Origin of the sequence: Martinezella miluonensis, assembly GCF_900094545.1 — a bacterium.
In the GTDB taxonomy this organism is placed as follows: Bacteria; Pseudomonadota; Alphaproteobacteria; order Rhizobiales; family Rhizobiaceae; genus Rhizobium; species Rhizobium miluonense.
In genome coordinates this window covers 1-16,149 of sequence record NZ_FMAH01000075.1, presented here as the reverse complement: position 1 = coordinate 16,149, position 16,149 = coordinate 1, and the positions used below count along the sequence as shown (strand labels likewise).

13 protein-coding genes are annotated in these 16,149 nt (G+C 59.7%); 11 read left to right on the top strand and 2 right to left on the bottom strand.

Translation table 11 applies throughout. The features are described from left to right. The first annotated feature begins 802 nt into the window (after positions 1-802). The 10 genes from GA0061102_RS31515 (at position 803) to GA0061102_RS31465 (ending at position 12,996) form a co-directional block, all read left to right on the top strand. Complete coding sequence (locus GA0061102_RS31515) at positions 803-2,410, top strand: hypothetical protein (protein ID WP_139115133.1); 1,608 nt, start codon at positions 803-805, stop codon at positions 2,408-2,410. A 415-nt stretch (positions 2,411-2,825) separates the two neighbouring features. After that, positions 2,826-3,605, top strand: a complete 780-nt coding sequence (locus GA0061102_RS31505; protein ID WP_092856447.1) for a hypothetical protein — start codon at positions 2,826-2,828, stop codon at positions 3,603-3,605. A 326-nt stretch (positions 3,606-3,931) separates the two neighbouring features. Beyond that, on the top strand, positions 3,932-4,924 hold the full coding sequence (locus GA0061102_RS31500; RefSeq protein WP_092856444.1) for an MsnO8 family LLM class oxidoreductase: 993 nt from the start codon (positions 3,932-3,934) through the stop codon (positions 4,922-4,924). Positions 4,925-4,949: 25 nt separating this feature from the next. Next, positions 4,950-6,299 carry an LLM class flavin-dependent oxidoreductase gene (locus GA0061102_RS31495; protein ID WP_092856441.1) on the top strand — a complete coding sequence of 450 codons (1,350 nt, stop codon included), beginning with the start codon at positions 4,950-4,952 and terminating at the stop codon, positions 6,297-6,299. A gap of 15 nt (positions 6,300-6,314) precedes the next feature. Continuing rightward, positions 6,315-7,514, top strand: a complete 1,200-nt coding sequence (locus GA0061102_RS31490) for a M20 aminoacylase family protein (protein WP_092856438.1) — start codon at positions 6,315-6,317, stop codon at positions 7,512-7,514. 8 nt (positions 7,515-7,522) lie between these two features. Next, positions 7,523-8,071: a GNAT family N-acetyltransferase gene (locus tag GA0061102_RS31485; RefSeq protein WP_092856464.1), complete on the top strand. Its 549-nt coding sequence runs from the start codon at positions 7,523-7,525 to the stop codon at positions 8,069-8,071. A 40-nt stretch (positions 8,072-8,111) separates the two neighbouring features. Then, complete coding sequence (locus GA0061102_RS33955; RefSeq protein WP_092856436.1) at positions 8,112-9,890, top strand: amino acid ABC transporter permease/ATP-binding protein; 1,779 nt, start codon at positions 8,112-8,114, stop codon at positions 9,888-9,890. A 92-nt stretch (positions 9,891-9,982) separates the two neighbouring features. Continuing rightward, positions 9,983-10,927, top strand: a complete 945-nt coding sequence (locus GA0061102_RS31475) for an ABC transporter substrate-binding protein (protein WP_092856433.1) — start codon at positions 9,983-9,985, stop codon at positions 10,925-10,927. A gap of 110 nt (positions 10,928-11,037) precedes the next feature. After that, on the top strand, positions 11,038-11,943 hold the full coding sequence (locus tag GA0061102_RS31470; protein ID WP_245298197.1) for an ABC transporter substrate-binding protein: 906 nt from the start codon (positions 11,038-11,040) through the stop codon (positions 11,941-11,943). Between the two features lie 12 nt (positions 11,944-11,955). Beyond that, on the top strand, positions 11,956-12,996 hold the full coding sequence (locus tag GA0061102_RS31465; RefSeq protein WP_092856430.1) for an LLM class flavin-dependent oxidoreductase: 1,041 nt from the start codon (positions 11,956-11,958) through the stop codon (positions 12,994-12,996). A 192-nt stretch (positions 12,997-13,188) separates the two neighbouring features. Here the strand turns inward: GA0061102_RS31465 and GA0061102_RS31460 are convergent, their stop codons facing one another. Together GA0061102_RS31460 and GA0061102_RS31455 are read right to left on the bottom strand one after the other, a co-directional pair. Further along, positions 13,189-13,608 carry a hypothetical protein gene (locus GA0061102_RS31460; RefSeq protein ID WP_092856427.1) on the bottom strand — a complete coding sequence of 140 codons (420 nt, stop codon included), beginning with the start codon at positions 13,606-13,608 and terminating at the stop codon, positions 13,189-13,191. 11 nt (positions 13,609-13,619) lie between these two features. Continuing rightward, entirely contained in the window at positions 13,620-14,795 is a 1,176-nt protein-coding gene (locus GA0061102_RS31455; RefSeq protein ID WP_167668103.1) for an FAD-dependent oxidoreductase, read from the bottom strand. Positions 14,796-14,913: 118 nt separating this feature from the next. Between GA0061102_RS31455 and GA0061102_RS31450 the strand changes: the two genes are divergently transcribed. Then, positions 14,914-15,708 carry an AraC family transcriptional regulator gene (locus tag GA0061102_RS31450; RefSeq protein ID WP_092856456.1) on the top strand — a complete coding sequence of 265 codons (795 nt, stop codon included), beginning with the start codon at positions 14,914-14,916 and terminating at the stop codon, positions 15,706-15,708. Positions 15,709-16,149 lie beyond the last annotated feature (441 nt).

Genomic DNA, 16,149 nt, shown 5'->3' with positions numbered 1-16,149 from the left:
AGCTTGCCTGCTGTGGCGCGCTGATAATCGCTCCGACCTGGGGCGGAAAGCACGGCAAGCAGCCGGTAGCTACACCACCTACATGGACACGATCCTTTTGCGCTGGCTTACAGGCTGCCGATCGCAACCCATAACATCGCAGATTTCTGCGCAGTAAATGCGTGCTACCCGCTCCCGGGGATCTATAGTCCGAGAGAAGATCGTTGGTACGCGGAGATGGAGCCGCTGCAGTATCCAGAAGCGAGTTTGGGAGAGCTGACTGCGGCCGGGCACGTGCTGTTTCAATCTTCCTGAGATGCGGCACCAGAAGTGTAAGCCATTGCGATATGATGTTCGATGTTCGGGAGGCGTCCAGCGGAAGTTTTTAGCTGGCTGGACGGCCGCAAGGTCCATTCTTGGCATCGTCAGGCGTGATTGTGTAACCAGCCCTTTGCATGACACACATGTCCGTTCCGTCGATCCACGGCGGTTGTATCCACTGATTTTGAGCAAGCTCAAGCTGCTCAGATTAGTTTGTTCACAAAACGTTCTCGTTGTTTCAGAAGAGTCAAGCTGGGCTCCGCGACGCCAACCGTACCCTTGCCGACGCAACCGTTGGTATGCCAGAGATGTCTGGCAGATTCTTTCCGGGCCCGGGTAAGTGTACTTCGCGAGCTGATAGGGATTCTGTTCAAAGAAGCCCTTGTGCAGTCGAGAGGGACGGCCTCGCGCCGAGAAAGTGAACGGATCGTTGATTATCTCTTCACCAACCGTCTGTGGAAGCGGTAGCGTAACATGGGTGTTCCGAAGCCCAGACGGCACAATGCTCGCGATTGCAAGCACATTTCCATTGCTTACAAATCCTCCCGGTCGTGTTTCCTACATGGGGCAGAGGATGCGCCATCGGCTGGCGCTGCATCGGCGAAGCGAACAGGCGCCGTTCGCAGTCTTTGATGAACTGCGCTTGCCGATCAATGACGTAAGCTTCCATCCCTCAGAGCCCGTGGTAGCGGTTGCGGCGGGTAGCTATGACGGAGGCTATCAGTTCGAGGGCGAACTGTTTTTCTGGAACTGGGTCAGCGGATACTTCGGGAAGGCAGCGAAGATCATTCCGGAAGTTGAGCGCTGCGATTTCAGCGCAGACGGCACGCGGCTCGACGTCTTGGTTAGACCGTGGGACGAAGGATTAGGGGATGATTCTTTCGACCGGGTGTACCCACTGAGCATTCCATACGAAGCGCCGGGTCCAGGTGAGGGCATTGTGGTCGAGCTCGATCCGGAACAGGCAATCGTTCGTCATACTCTCGAATATGCTGAACGCGAGCGTCGCCATCGTGACGCTATCGATTTGGAACTCAGAGACTGGTTTGGGGTCGATGAGGCCGTGAGAAGAGGCGCAATCTGGGATGTCGCCTGGATCGACAGAAATAACGTGGTGGCTGTACACGACGACTGCGTGGCAGAAATCCACGATCTGACAACAGGCGCTGTGAACTGCATCGAGAAGGATGGATGGCGCGGAGCGGGCCTGTTGCGCACAACGCCCCCCATAGTCGCGTCCTATGCAACAGAGAACTGGGAACTGAAGCACTCACGGCTATCCAAAGTGTCCAACAATTCCTTGGTGGATATCACAACGATCGACGGCAGCTACAGCTTCGTCGCATCGATGGACGGGAAGGTTCTCGGACGGTTCGACAGGAGCCGTAGAGGCGATGCCAGGAAAGATGTGATAATCGACATCAATTCGGGCAATGCGCGTTTTGTCGACCTTGGTAACTATGACTGCTTCAACCATTTCATCGGAATCGATGGTGCGCCGGACCTTTTCATTCTGCAAGGCACGCCTGAGACCCAACATCTGAGGAAGCGTCTTTGCCGCGTCCGCCCAGATGGCTCGGTGGAGACGCTCTGGTACGTTCTGCCCCCGGACGACACGCACGCAAACCACGCGATGGAATGTCTTGGTCACTACGTCCACGACGAGCTCGGGCCGAGCGTGATCGTCTCGGGTCGGCATTACGACCCGAACCCCAGCAAGGGCAATCGAGCGTTTGTCTTCCGCAGGCCGATCGAGCCGCGCAGATCCGTACGCAGCTTCTTTGGCTTTGGCCGTTCGAGGAACGGCGAAAGTGACGGGGAATCTTGGCGGATCGCCACCTCGGCGTCGGCAAGTGCTATGCTGCACGCTCAGAAGGAAGGGCTTGTTATCGTAGCGTTTCTGGATGGCACGCTCTCGTTGCTGAACGCCAGAGATGGAGCTGTCGTGACCTCTGGAAAAGTCACAGTCGACGGTTTCCCAACAGTCGTCTATTCCATGGATTTGTTGGATTCGAGACTTGCTATCGGAACCTTTGATGGGCGCATTGCTGTCATGCGCCTCGATCAACTCTGCGAATGTGAGAGAGCGGTATCCATAGAGTTAGCATAAGTTGCTCAAAGCCAGATAAATTGACTGACTGATAAATCGCCTATCGACCAGAAGCTCGCAGCTTCCGGGATCGCGAGCCGTAAACTAACTAGCGCCCTCAGAACAAAATGTGTGCCCAGCAGATGAGAGTGCTCGCAGACGCGACCTTGCTGATCATCATGTGCAGTCCCGTGCTCGCCGATCATAATACGACAGCGAGCGTCTCCGTCTGCTTCACGCCCGCCGAACAATGCGAGGGCGGGATCGTGGACGCAATGGTCGGGGCACGATCCTATGTCCGAGTCCAAGCGTAGCCTCAAGGTGAACAGCCGGAATTTCCACCAGGTGCCCTTTCGGCTGACTAGAAGAGGGATTAAAATCGTGCAATGATTGCACTGGGCTAATGACTGCAAGCGTTCTTCTTGAGAGAGGTCCAATGCAGAACTGGGGGGACACGCTAGCCAAAATCGATTGGGCAGCAATCATCGGCGCCGCCGCTCAAAGCCGCCTTGGATTGGTCGCGCTTGCGTCACTCATATTTGGGATCGTCGTAGTCGCTCTCTTCGCGAGAGAGCGGAATCCGCGATATAGACTAGCCGCGTTAGTGTTAGTTTTGCTCGGGCTGTTTCTGTTTTTGTATTCCGTGGCCGTTCAGCTTCCTGAGCGCGTGACCGGCGACGAAAGCAAGTCCACACCGGAGGCATCTTCTTCGTCCGGACAACCGTGGTTCAACACCGGGTCATGCCGTTACGAAAAGCAACTCACCGACAGCCAGACGCTGAGGCTTAGCGTTGGCCAGTTCCCGTTAGGCAGCAAGGACGACCATAGTTTCAGCTTGCGTGTGACGCTAGTGCTGCCATCGGTCGAGTTCAGGCAAAGGACCGCATTCGGATGTCCACTGGAACTCCAGTTCTTGGATGGGACTGTGACGTTCGGAACAAAAAAGTGGAAACTACCGGGCGGATTCCTGGGCACTGCCGATGGCTCAGGATGCTCTGTCAGCGACGAAGTGCCATTGATCGCAGTCTTTGGGAAATCTGCGATCGAGTCTGTGCTCGGCGATATTGGACAGTTCAAATCAATTCAACTCAGATTAGACAATGGCCCGAAAGTGAATAGCCAAATCGGCGCGAGTTTCAGTGGACTATCGGCTGTCATCGACCCCGGCCAGTGTCCGACTGAGCTTCAAGACGCCCTAAAGGCTCTTAAGAAATAAGAGTTCGCCCCGGGTCCGGCGACAGTCTATCGAAGAGACGTTTCAAATTGCAGCGTCGGGCAACCTCTTCCAGTCAGGTGGCAGCACGTTCCGTTCGCGCGGCCATTTCGCGCCTGTGACATTTTTTACGGCACAAGTTGTCGCCTAACCCCGGTTCAGGTGACATTTGTTACCGCCCCATCCACCAATATGATCAACTGCTTATTTTTTCCGCATGAGGCCGAACAAAAAGAACGCTGTTTCTTAAATTCCTTAAAATCTATGCTTTTTATAGACTATAGCGTCAATGGTCGGCATTGGCGCAAATAGGGATGAAACGGAACGGCATGTCTTATCTTCTTAGCCTTCTCGACAAGAGCCCGATCGAGCAGGGGCTCAGTGCCACCGAAGCACTCGGTGTCACGACGCGATTGGCCGTGAGAGCCGAAGAGCTCGGCTATCACCGCTTCTGGGTTGCCGAGCATCACAACATGGCGAACCTCGCAAGTTCGGCGCCGGAAGTGCTGATCGCCTATCTAATCGCCAGGACCTCGAAGATCCGCATCGGCTCCGGCGGCGTGATGCTGCAGCACTACAGCGCCTATAAGGTTGCCGAGGCATTCAATCTTCTGGCCTCGCTTGCGCCTGGTCGCATCGACCTCGGCGTCGGCAAGGCGCCAGGCGGTTTCCCATTATCCACCCGCGCGCTGCAGATTGCCGTCGATCCGGAAAAAAAGCCGAGCTTTGGCGAGCAGTTGTCCGATCTGAATGGCTATCTTGCCGCCGATCCAAATTCCGAAGGCGCCTTGGCGACGCCGTTTCCGCCTCGCGCTGCGGAGCGCTTCCTTCTCGGCGCCAGCGTTGAAAGCGCCGAGCTTGCGGCGGAAAAGGGCTGGACGCTCGTCTTCGCCGGCCATTTGAACGGCGATCCCGAAAATCTGCGCAAGACCTTCGAAGCCTATGGGCGGGCGACGGGCGGAAAGGTTCCGATCCTGGCGCTGGCCGCCTTTGCCGCCGAAAGCGAGGCCCATGCCCGTGAGCGCGTCGGCCAGCTTCGCATCGTCAAGCTCTTCCTGCCCAATGGCCAGAGCGTCAATGTCGGCAGTCAGGAGCAGGCGGCGGAATTTGCTCGCCAGGCAGGCGTCACGGATTACCGCACAGAAGAGAAGGTGCCAAGCGTGCTGCATGGCACGGCGGCCCAGATCCGCGATGAGCTCGACACGCTGCATCGGCGCTACGGCGTCGAGGAATTCGTGCTCGACACACCGGCGCTGACGGCGGCCGAACGGCTCGCCTCAATCGAATTGCTCGCCAAAGAGCGGCTTTCCCTCGTTGCCTGAACGGCCTGTCCCAGGAGGATCAATCATGGCTCAAAAACACGTCAATTTCGGTATCATGCTGCAGGGGCCGGGCGGTCACATGAACGCCTGGAGGCATCCGAGCGTCCCGGCCGATGCCAGCACCAATCTGAACTTCTTCGTCAAGACTGCCCGCAAGGCGGAAGAGGCAGGCATCGCCTTCGCCTTCGTCGCCGATGGGCTCTACATCAACGAACAGTCGATCCCGCATTTCCTCAATCGGTTCGAGCCGCTGACCATCCTTTCGGCGCTTGCCGCCTATACGACGAAGCTTGGTCTGGTCGGCACGGTTTCGACGTCCTACAGCGATCCTTTCACCATCGCCCGCCAGTTCGCCTCACTCGATCTCATCAGCGGCGGCCGCGCCGGCTGGAATGCCGTGACCTCGCCGCTCGAAGGTTCCGGGCGCAATTACAGCCGCGAACATCCCGAGCATGAGCTGCGCTACGAGATCGCCGACGAATATCTCGATGCCACCAAGGGGCTATGGGATTCCTGGGACGACGATGCCTTCGTGCGTGATCGAGAAGCGGGTGTCTATGCCGACAAATCCAAACTGCATCGCCTGAACCATAAGGGGCGTTTCTTCCGCATTGAAGGCCCTTTGAACATCAGCCGCTCCAAGCAGGGGCAGCCGGTCGTGTTCCAGGCCGGAGCCTCCGATTCCGGCATCCGGCTCGCCGGCAAGCACGCCGATGCCGTCTTCACCAATGGCGGGCCGCTCGAAGATGCCAAGGTGTTCTACAAGCAGGTGAAGCAGAGTGCGATCGCGCATGGCCGAAGTGCAGCCGATGTCGGCATCTTTCCGGGCATCGGTCCGATTGTCGGCGCGACGCAGGAAGAGGCGGATGCCAAATACCGGCAAATTCGCGATCTCGTCACCATCGACGAGGCACTGGCCTATCTCGGCCGCTTCTTCGATCATCACGATTTCAGCGCCTATCCCCTTGATGAACAATTCCCCGATCTCGGTGATATCGGCCGCAACAACTTCCGAGCGACGACCGATCGCATCAAGAAAACCGCGCGGGAAAAGGGCCTCACTCTGCGTGAGGTGGCGCTCGATGCCGCAACACCACGGACCTCTTTCATCGGAACCGCCCAGCACATCGCCGATGAGATCATCCGATGGGTGGATGAGGAAGGTGCCGACGGCTTCATTCTCGGCTTTCCGGTCATCGGCGAAGGCTTCGATGACTTCTCAAAGCATGTTCTTCCGATCCTCACCGGGCGCGGCTATTTCGATCCGGTGCTGAAGGGCGAGACGCTGCGCGACCATCTGGGCCTGCCGTTCCGCGAAAGCCGTTATGCGGCGCAATCCGATCAGATCGAACCCGCAAAGGCCGTCGGCGCTTGAGCCCGGACGATCACCATGAACGCCATCATCAAGGCCGCCTCGATCAATGACCCTATCGAGAGGGGCATTGCTGCCCATCTCGATGAAATCATCGCGTTGCGCCACGACCTGCACCAATATCCTGAGCTCGCTTTTCAGGAGCATCGAACAGCCAAGAAAGTAGCGTCGCTGCTTGCGGACTGGGGTTACGAGGTCGTAACGGGCATCGCCGGAACCGGCGTTGTCGCAACGCTTAAGCGGGGCGATGGGCAGCGCAGCCTCGGCATCCGTGCCGATATGGATGCGCTGCCCATTGAGGAGGCGACCGGGCTCGATTACGCCAGCAGCAATCCCGGCGTCATGCACGCCTGCGGCCATGACGGGCACACGTCGATCCTGCTCGCTGCTGCGCGCTATCTCGCCGAGAACGGCAATTTCAGCGGTACGCTTCGGCTGATTTTCCAGCCGGCCGAGGAGATTGGCGCAGGTGCTCGCAAGATGCTGTCGGAGGGGCTTTTCGACCGCTTTCCCGTCGATGCCGTCTTCGGCCTGCATAACTGGCCGGGAGTGCCGACGGGGCAGTTCGGCTTCGTTGCAGGCCCCGCTATGGCTTCCGTCGACCAGGCGGTCATCAAGATCGTCGGCAAGGGCGGTCATGGCGCCGAACCACATCGGGCCGTCGACCCGGTGCTGGCATCTGCTTCCTTCATTACCGCGCTGCAAAGCGTGGTCTCGCGCAACATCGATCCGCAGGACATGGCCGTTGCAACGGTCGGCTCCATCCACGCGGGGTCCGCGTCGAACGTTATTCCGGAGAGTGTCGAACTGAAGCTTACCATGCGCGCCTTTAGCGAACAGGTGCGCACGAAGCTCCAGGAGCGCATACCGGCACTCGCGCGGGCGCAAGCCGAGAGCTTTGGCGCAGTGGCCGACGTCAACTACCGCCTCGGCTTTCCGGCCCTGGTCAATCATGCCGATGAAACCGATTTTGCGCGAAGCGTTGCCCTGCAGGCGCTCGGGCCTGCGGCCGTGGTCGCGGATTTCCGGCCGCGAACGGCCAGCGAGGATTTCGCCTTCATGCTGGAGGCGAAGCCCGGCAGCTATCTTTTCGTCGGTAACGGCGACAGCGCGCCGCTGCACAGCGCCCAATACAATTTCAACGACGCCATCATCGCGCCCGCTGCCCGCTACTGGGTGCGGCTCGCCGAAACTTTCCTTGCGGATGACAACAGGTGACGAACGACATGAGCGACACGTTTCTTTACACGACCACGCTGGACCCGCGTGCCAAGCCGCTGATCGACGAGCTGATTTTCGAATATGACAGCCGCTACGGCACCTATTTCAACGCGGACGGTGCGGCTGCCGAGCTAAACCGCTATCCGCCGGAGGCCTTCGCGCCACCGCACGGCAACTTCCTGCTTCTGCTGCGCGACGGCGAGACGATCGGCGGCGGTGCCTTCAAGCACTATGACGACCGAACGGCGGAGTTCAAGCGCATCTGGACGCGGCACGATCTGCGGCGTCAGGGGCTGGCGCGCAAGCTGCTCGTGGAGCTGGAGTTGCAAGCCGCGCGCCAGGGCTATGAGCGCATCTATCTGACCACAGGCTTTCGGCAGCCCGAGGCCGTCGGCCTTTATCTGAACAATGGATACACGGCGCTCTTCGACACATCGGTCGATGCGGAAATCTACAAGAGCCTGCCTTTCGAAAAGGACGTCAGCCATCTGGCGCTGTCCTGTTCCCCCGAGACATCCGGGTCGCAGCAGCGGTTGGCCGTCGCCGGGCGATGACGGCGGAATGAAGCAACGACAATCATAAGGGGCAAGCATCATGGCTCTGACGACGGACTTTGCTGATATCAAACCGCCCGCCGGAACAAGCGAGGCGAAGACGGATTATGCGCGCTATCGCATCGTGCCGGCGCGGCATCCTGGCCGTACCGCAGGGACGATCTTTGCGGCCTTCGTTCTTGCCGCAGTTCTCTATTCCACCTTCACTAACCCCCGCTGGGGATGGGGTGTGTTCGCCGAATGGTTTTTTGCCGAACCGGTGCTTGTCGGTCTCGGCAGGACGCTGCTTCTGACGGCGCTTGCGGCCGTTTCCGGCTCCGTTCTCGGAACGGCTTTGGCTCTGGCGCGCGTGTCGAAATCGCCGCTGCTGTCCAGTCTCTCCTGGGGCTATATCTGGCTTCTGCGCTCGATCCCGATGATCGTGTTGCTGCTGGTTCTCAACAATCTTGGCTATCTCTATGAAACCATTAGTGTCGGCGTGCCGTTCACCGATAAGATCCTGTTCAATTATCCGACAACGCAGCTTCTGACGCCCTTTGCCGCGGCCTTTCTCGGACTGACGCTGAACCAGTCGGCCTTCTTTGCGGAAATCGTCCGCGGCGGCATCCTCTCGGTCGACCAGGGGCAACTGGAAGCGGCGGCCGCACTTGGCCTGCCGCGCTGGCGCCAGGCGTTCCGCATCGTGCTGCCGCAGGCCATGCGCTCCATCCTTCCCACCGGTTTCAACGAGATCATCGGTCTCGCCAAGAGCACGTCCATGGTCTACGTGCTGGCCCTGCCGGAGCTCTTCTACACCGTACAGGTCATCTACCGTCGCAATCTGGAAGTCATTCCGCTGCTGATGGTGGCGACGGTCTGGTACCTCGTGATCATGACGGTCCTGTCGGTCATTCAGCACTATATCGAGCGCTATTTCTCCAAGGGCGCAGTGCGCAATCCGACGCCATTGCCGTTCCAGGCTTTTTTCCAACGCTTCCGTCGGCCTCTACCTGTGGCCGTCGTCGCGCCTGATAGCGCGAGGCTTGCGACCTTTCGGAGTGCGGCCGGTCTTCGCGCCAAAGGTGGAGCCGTGCGCATTCATGGGATTTCGAAGAGCTTCGGCACGCTGAAAGTTCTCGACAATATCGAGCTCAGCCTGCCGGCCGGCAGCGTGACCGCCATCATTGGCCCGTCGGGTTCGGGAAAATCGACGCTGCTGCGTGCCATCAACCATCTTGAGCGCGTTGATAGCGGCTTCATCTCGGTGGACGGCGAGCTTGTCGGCTACACCCAGAAGGGCGAGGTGCTCTATGAGCTGAAGGAGAAGGACATTCTGAAGCGCCGCACCGACATCGGCATGGTTTTCCAGAGCTTCAATCTCTTCCCGCACCTGACCGTTCTGGAAAATCTCATCGAGGCGCCGATACAGGTGCGTGGCGTAAGCCGGGAGGAGGCGGTAGCCTTTGCGCAGGAACTGCTCGCCCGCGTCGACCTCAGCGATAAGATCGATGCCTATCCCCGTCAGCTCTCCGGCGGCCAGCAACAGCGCGTCGCGATCGCCCGCGCCCTGGCGCTCAGGCCGAAGGTTCTTCTCTTCGACGAGCCGACCTCGGCTCTCGATCCCGAGTTGGTCGGCGAGGTGCTTGACGTAATCAAGGAGCTTGCCCGCACCGGCACGACCCTCGTGATCGTTACCCACGAGATCGGCTTCGCCCGCGAGGTCGCCGATACGGTCGTCTTCATGGAGGGCGGCCATGTTATCGAGGCCGGCGCCCCGGCGCAGATCCTCAACGATGCAAGGCATCCGCGCACGCGCGAATTCCTCGCCAAGGTTCTCTAGCCGACAAAAGCTGGTGAAAAAATGCCGAGCCCCGGCGGCATTCGGACAACAATGACAACCGCAACAACCTAAAGATGAAATGGAGAAGGGACATGGCATTCCTTGATAGAACGAAGTACGTACTGGCGGGGGTTATCACCGCCGTCGCCATGAGCTGCGCGCCGGCTAGTGCGGCCGAAAAATTCAACCTGAGCCCCGATACGTCCAATCGCGTCAGGGCAGAGAAGGACGAAGCCGCTGTCAAGGCCATCGCGCCCGGCTTCAAGTTCGTCAATCCCGGTAAGTTCACGGTGGCCATCAATCCTTGGGATCCGCCGATCGCTACCTACGCCACCGACGCAAAGACCGTCGTCGGTGCCGATCCCGATATCGCGCAGTTGATCGCCGACTCCCTCGGCCTTCAGCTCGAGCTGGTGCCGGTCGCCTGGGAGGATTGGCCGCTCGGCGTCTCCTCCGGCAAATACGATGCCGTCATTTCCAACGTGACTGTCACCGAGGAGCGCAAGCTGAAATTCGATTTCTCCACCTATCGCAAGGATGTGCTCGGCTTCTACGTGAAGGCCGACAGCAAGATCACCGAAATCAAGGAGCCCAAGGATGTCGCGGGTCTCAAGGTGATCACGGGAGCCGGCACGAACCAGGAGAAGATCATTCTCGAATGGGACCGGCAGAACGTGGCGGTCGGCCTGAAGCCGATCGAGGTGCAGTATTTCGATGACCGCGCTGCGGCCGATTTAGCCCTGCAATCGGGTCGCGCCGATGTCGAGTTCAATCCGAATGCGACACAAGCCTATAAAGCCGCCATCAACGGCACGCGGAAGCTTGTCGGCACCGTTTCGGGTGGCTGGCCGATCACCGCTGAAATCGCCGTTACGACGAAGAAGGGGGCCGGGCTCGCCGATGCCGTCACGCTCGCTCTCAACGATCTGATCAAGAACGGTAAGTATGGCGAGGTGCTGAAGCACTGGAGCCTGAATGCCGAAGCCGTCGATCAATCCAAGACCAACCCTGCGGGCCTGCCGAAGAGCGGTTCGTAATGTTGGCCGAGCGGACCGGCGCCGGTGGGGCCCGCGCCGGTCCGCTTCCATCCTTCTGCTATGGAGATACAGTTTCCGTGACTATCCTTCCTAACTTCAGAACAACGTTTATGGCCATGGCGGCGGCGGCCTTGATCGGCCCCGGCCCGGCAAGCGCAGCCGGAAATTTCGATCTCAGCCCGGAGCAGCCCGGACGTGTCCATGCGGCAAAGAACGACGCGGCGATTGCCGCCATTCCCAAGGACTTCAAATTTGTTGCGCCGGGCAAATTCACCGTGGCCGTCGCTCCCGGTGGGCCGCCGCTTGCCACCTACGCAACGGACGCCAAAACGGTCGTCGGTGCTGACCCCGACTATGCCTCTGCCGTTGCCGATGCGCTCGGATTGAAGCTGGAACTCATCCCGGTTGCCTGGGCCGACTGGCCGCTTGGCCTGACATCGGGCAAATACGATGCCGTCATTTCCAACGTCGGCGTCACCGAGCAGCGGAAAGAGAAGTTTGACTTCTCCACCTATCGCCAGGGCCTGCATGGCTTCTTCGTCAAGACCGACAGCAAAATCGCTGCCATCAAGGAGCCGAAGGATGCGGCGGGTCTGAGGATCATCGTCGGCGCAGGCACGAACCAGGAACGCATCCTGCTGAAGTGGAGCGATGAGGACGTCAAGGCCGGCCTGAAGCCATTAGAGCTGCAGTATTACGACGACGATGCAGCGAGTCTTCTTGCACTCCGCTCCGATCGCGCCGATGTCATCGTGCAGCCGCACGCTCAGCTCGTCTATATCGCAACGCGCGACAAGAATATCAAACGCGTCGGCACCCTGAGCGCCGGTTGGCCGGATCGCTCCGATGTTGCGATCACGACCCGCAAGGGAAGCGGCTTTGCGACCGCGCTCACCGCTGCCACGAACGGGCTGATCAAGGACGGTACCTATGCCAGGATCCTCGACCACTGGCATCTCGCAGAGGAAGCGCTGCAGAAATCGGAAACCAATCCGCCCGGCTTGCCGAAATTTTGAGGAGACAGCGAGATGAGCCATCCCGCCCCATCGATCAGCCATATCGGCTTTCTCACGCCGGGCAACTATCCTGACGAGGACCCGTTGGCCGGTCTCGAGCAAACCCTGCAGCTTCTGGAGCATGGCGAGCAGAAAGGGTTCGATAGCGCCTGGGTTCGGCAGCGGCATCTCGAACCAGGCATCTCCTCCGCAAGTGCCTTTCTTGCTGCGGCAACGCAGCGCACGCGGCATATCGAGCTTGGCACCGCCGTCATTCCGATCGGCTACGAAAGCCCCTATCGGCTTGCGGAAGATCTTGCGACGGTGGATGTCCTGTCGCGCGGACGCTTGAACATCGGGCTCAGTGCGGGGCGCCCGCTGCATGCCGATCTGATCGGTCCGCTCGCCTTCGACGGCGATTGGGAAAGCTACGATTTTTCCCATCAGAGGGTGCTGCGCTTCGCCGATAATCTGCGAGGGACTTATGTTGGCGATCAGCATACGGTCATCAAGACGCCGTTCGGTCCGCAGCGTCCGCGTCTTCAGCCCTACGCAAAGGGGCTGATCGACCGCATCTGGTATGGCGGTGGTTCATTGCGCTCGGCCGAATGGGCCGGCCGCAATGGCTTCAATCTTCTGATCGGCAATGTCACGACCGGCGAGGAGACCGACGATTTCTTCGTGGCGCAATCCCGGCAACTGGAGACCTACCGCGTCTCCGGCGGCGATACCAGGCGAGTGGCGCTCGGCCGTGTCATCGTGCCGTTCGACAGCGCCGATGCCGTGACGCGCAAGCGCTACACGGACTATGCGGCGGGCCGCTACGAGCGTACGCTTTCGCCGCAGGGCGAACGGCGAACGCTCTTTGCCCGCGATCTTGTCGGCACGTCGGACGAAATCCTCGCGCGTCTATATGCCGATCCGATCCTGCCCTATGTCAGCGAATTTCGTTTGGAGCTGCCCTACGAGTTTCACGACGAGGAATACCGGCAGATCCTCCATGATTTCGTGACGCTCATCGCGCCGGAATTGGGCTGGAAAGCCGCGCCGATCCTGCGTCGCTCGGCATTTTGACCAGCAGAAGACCGAATATTTTAGGGGAACGGATCAGCGAGCATGCTCGCCGATCCGCATTAAACAGGCAATGCTTCTTTAGGTCGGGATAGCGATGGGGTGACCAGAGCGGGATGTTGAATGATGTACATGTCGATCCCGTAGATGGCGCGCAGCGCCTCGGCGATTGGGATGTCGTCGGGCGGGCCGATATCAGCTATCCGACCCGCGCCCCATTTCCGCGAGGATTTGCTCGGCGAGTTCGAAAGCCTCTTTTTGCGTGGCAACGATTTCCATTCTGGTGCCGAATGCTTTTGTTGCGAGGCTCATCTGCACCTGCACGGCGGCGCGCTTGATGGCGCTGGCCTCGATGCCGATGACGGCCTTGCAGACCGTGGCGAGAGCCGTCTTGTTCCTCTTGAGCCAGATGCCTCTCGCTTTGCGATCTTCGTGATCCTCAGCCGGCTGGCCGCCCTCCATGATCACGACGAAGGGCATGGAGATGGCAAGGAAGGAATCCATCTCTCGCTCCCATTGTTCCGCATAGCCCGGCTGCACGGACTGAGCGTTCTGACGGACGATCGGCCACAGGGATACATCGTGAAAGGTGAAGGTGGATGCGTCGATTGTCATGGTATTTTTCCTCAGGCGAGATTTTCAAATAGCATTGCAGCGCCACGTTCGGAGGCGTCGATGGCGCGGGTGGCCCGCTCACGCATGTTGGCCTCGTAGTCGAGCAACGCGACGTTCACCGGTCGCGCTCCGGTGTCGCTAAGAATTTCCGCAAGCACGCGGGCATCTTCGAGCGCTGTGTTCGCGCCAAGTCCGCCGGCGGGGCTCATGGCGTGGATCGCATCCCCAAGAAGCGTGATTGCGCCGAATGGCCACAAAGCATCCGGGCGGCCGCTACGAATTGGTAGCGCAGCCACTGCCGCAGGCTCGCTTCGGCTGATGACCTGCTTCAGATCACGATGCCAGCCGCGCATTGCCGTTCGCAGCAGGATCGGCAGGTCCTGTACGTGATCGTATTCTTCTTCAAGGCCTAGTCGTTGACGGGGACCGATCAGCGCCCAATAGAGATAGTCGGCCATCGGCGTGAGGCTGCAATCCGGTGCGAAACGGGCGGCGAGGCTTGGAAGATCCTCCCTGAAACGCATGAGATCGAAAATCGCCGTGCAACCATCGGCAAACACAACGGTCGTGCCGTCGCAGAGGTGGTCGGAACCTGCCGGCAGCGGCAGCTCGATCTTGCCATAGACGCATATCGTTCCCGTATCCGCCGGCACGGCATAGGGTGCCAGCTGTCGGCGCACCTGCGAATTCACACCGTCCGCGCCGACCAGCAGGTTGCAGGATATCGGCGGCAGGCCTTCGAATGAGGCTTCCACGGAGGCGTCGTCCATGCGGCGGTAGGATGTGAAGCCATGTCCGAAATGAACGTGTTCCTCTATTCCCGACAGCAGGATTTCACGCAGGGTCTGGCGGTTGACGCTCAGGTCGTTTGCATCCTCCTCCTCGCCCGTATCCCAGCTCTCCGGCGTGCGCCCCGTGATGGGCAGGAGTTGCGGTGTCAGGAAGCGTCCGGCCAACGAGCTGACGGAAGCTGTCGCTCGAAACAGGTCGAAGAGCCCGGGAGGCAGGCAAGATGCCAGCGCCCTTTGCCCGTCGGCGGCTATCCGGATTCGATATCCTTGGACGCGGCTATCGGGCGCCGCATCGCGCTCGTAGACATCGAAACCGATGCCGGCACGCTTCAATCCCTGTGCAAGGCACAGGCCCCCAAGGCCTGCGCCGACGATGATGACATGAAAGTCTCGCATGAAAATCTTCTGTTCTGCCCTGTTGTCGATTTCAAAACCGAGCGGAACGATAGCGCAGGGGCATCCGGACGTGATAACGACATTCGGACTAAGAATATCGCAAAGCGGCCAAACGAATATGGACCTCGAAGACTTCGACGATCGCGCCGACGGACCACCCCTCATCGCCTTCTGGGGATCGGATGAACCCGGCAGCGCGTTTCGCCTCGGGACGCAGGAGTATGATTGGCATTCCCATGCGCGCGGGCAGCTTTTTTGTATCGAGAGCGGGCTTGTGCATATGCGCACGCCGGAGGGCTCCTGGCTGTTGCCGCCGCAGCGGGCAGGCTGGCTTCCGCCCAATGTGATGCACAGGGCGAGCATCAATGGCGTGCTGAGCGGCTGGGGCATCTTCCTGACCCCGGATGCCAGTGCCAGCCTGCCGAAAAGCCCATGCGTACTAAGTGTCAGCGATGTGTTGCGCGCACTCGTACGCAGAGCGACCACCTGGCATTGGGAGGAAAAGCTCTCGCCGCAACAGCGCCGTCTTGCGGCCGTTTTGCTGGATGAGGTTCGCGCGGCGCCGACCGAGAGCCTGCATCTGCCCATGCCGGCCGACCGGCGCGTCCTTCGTATCGCCGATACGGTGCTGCGAGATCCTGCGAGCGAGCAAACATTTCATGCGCTGGCGCAGCAGGCCGGTATCTCCGAGCGCTCGGCGCGGCGTCTGTTCCATGCGGAAACAGGCATGTCCTTCGCAAATTGGCGGCAGCAGGCACGATTGCTGCTTGCGCTGGAATATCTGACTGCGGGCCGCACGATTATCGAGGTGGCCGAGAGCCTGGGCTATGCAAGCGCGAGCAGCTTCATTGCGATGTTCAAAAAGGCATTCGGTCTATCGCCGCGCCGCTATCTTTCCGTGAGGAAGAGCTGAAGCGAACGGCACCTAGCGTTCAGCTGACATAGCAAGCGGGCGCCGAATATCGTTCGGCGCCCGCCCGCAGTCTCTTTGCTGTCCTTAGAGCGGTTCAGTTCTTCACGGAATCTGAGAACCGCTCTTCTGTAACGGGCATTGAGTCAATCCCTTTTGAGCTTAATCCCTCGCCGAGTGCTTGCTTCTGTCCGCAGTCGACGCTGGGGCCGCTGCTGTATGGGGTCTGCTGAGGACCGGCTGGCCAATCTAAAGATGCGCAGTCATTTGAGTGCTGCGTGAGCGGTTGCGGCCTAACCCATCCATCGTCCCGGCGAAGGGACCTTGCTCAGAGGGCTGATGGCAGTGCCCCCGAAGTCTGTCTATGCTTTCTTCCTACTCAAGCGGCCATGGCTGGCGCTGCCTTGCGAGGAATGAAGTCGGTCCCATCTCGAAGCATGTGGT

Excerpts from the sequence above, each read along its gene's own strand:
- GA0061102_RS31515 (WP_139115133.1), top strand. The coding sequence starts at position 803 with ATGCTCGCGATTGCAAGCACATTTCCATTGCTTACAAATCCTCCCGGT.
- GA0061102_RS31505 (WP_092856447.1), top strand. The coding sequence starts at position 2,826 with ATGCAGAACTGGGGGGACACGCTAGCCAAAATCGATTGGGCAGCAATC.
- GA0061102_RS31500 (WP_092856444.1), top strand. The coding sequence starts at position 3,932 with ATGTCTTATCTTCTTAGCCTTCTCGACAAGAGCCCGATCGAGCAGGGG.
- GA0061102_RS31495 (WP_092856441.1), top strand. The coding sequence starts at position 4,950 with ATGGCTCAAAAACACGTCAATTTCGGTATCATGCTGCAGGGGCCGGGC.
- GA0061102_RS31490 (WP_092856438.1), top strand. The coding sequence starts at position 6,315 with ATGAACGCCATCATCAAGGCCGCCTCGATCAATGACCCTATCGAGAGG.
- GA0061102_RS31485 (WP_092856464.1), top strand. The coding sequence starts at position 7,523 with ATGAGCGACACGTTTCTTTACACGACCACGCTGGACCCGCGTGCCAAG.
- GA0061102_RS33955 (WP_092856436.1), top strand. The coding sequence starts at position 8,112 with ATGGCTCTGACGACGGACTTTGCTGATATCAAACCGCCCGCCGGAACA.
- GA0061102_RS31475 (WP_092856433.1), top strand. The coding sequence starts at position 9,983 with ATGGCATTCCTTGATAGAACGAAGTACGTACTGGCGGGGGTTATCACC.
- GA0061102_RS31470 (WP_245298197.1), top strand. The coding sequence starts at position 11,038 with ATGGCCATGGCGGCGGCGGCCTTGATCGGCCCCGGCCCGGCAAGCGCA.
- GA0061102_RS31465 (WP_092856430.1), top strand. The coding sequence starts at position 11,956 with ATGAGCCATCCCGCCCCATCGATCAGCCATATCGGCTTTCTCACGCCG.
- GA0061102_RS31460 (WP_092856427.1), bottom strand. The coding sequence starts at position 13,608 with ATGACAATCGACGCATCCACCTTCACCTTTCACGATGTATCCCTGTGG.
- GA0061102_RS31455 (WP_167668103.1), bottom strand. The coding sequence starts at position 14,795 with ATGCGAGACTTTCATGTCATCATCGTCGGCGCAGGCCTTGGGGGCCTG.
- GA0061102_RS31450 (WP_092856456.1), top strand. The coding sequence starts at position 14,914 with ATGGACCTCGAAGACTTCGACGATCGCGCCGACGGACCACCCCTCATC.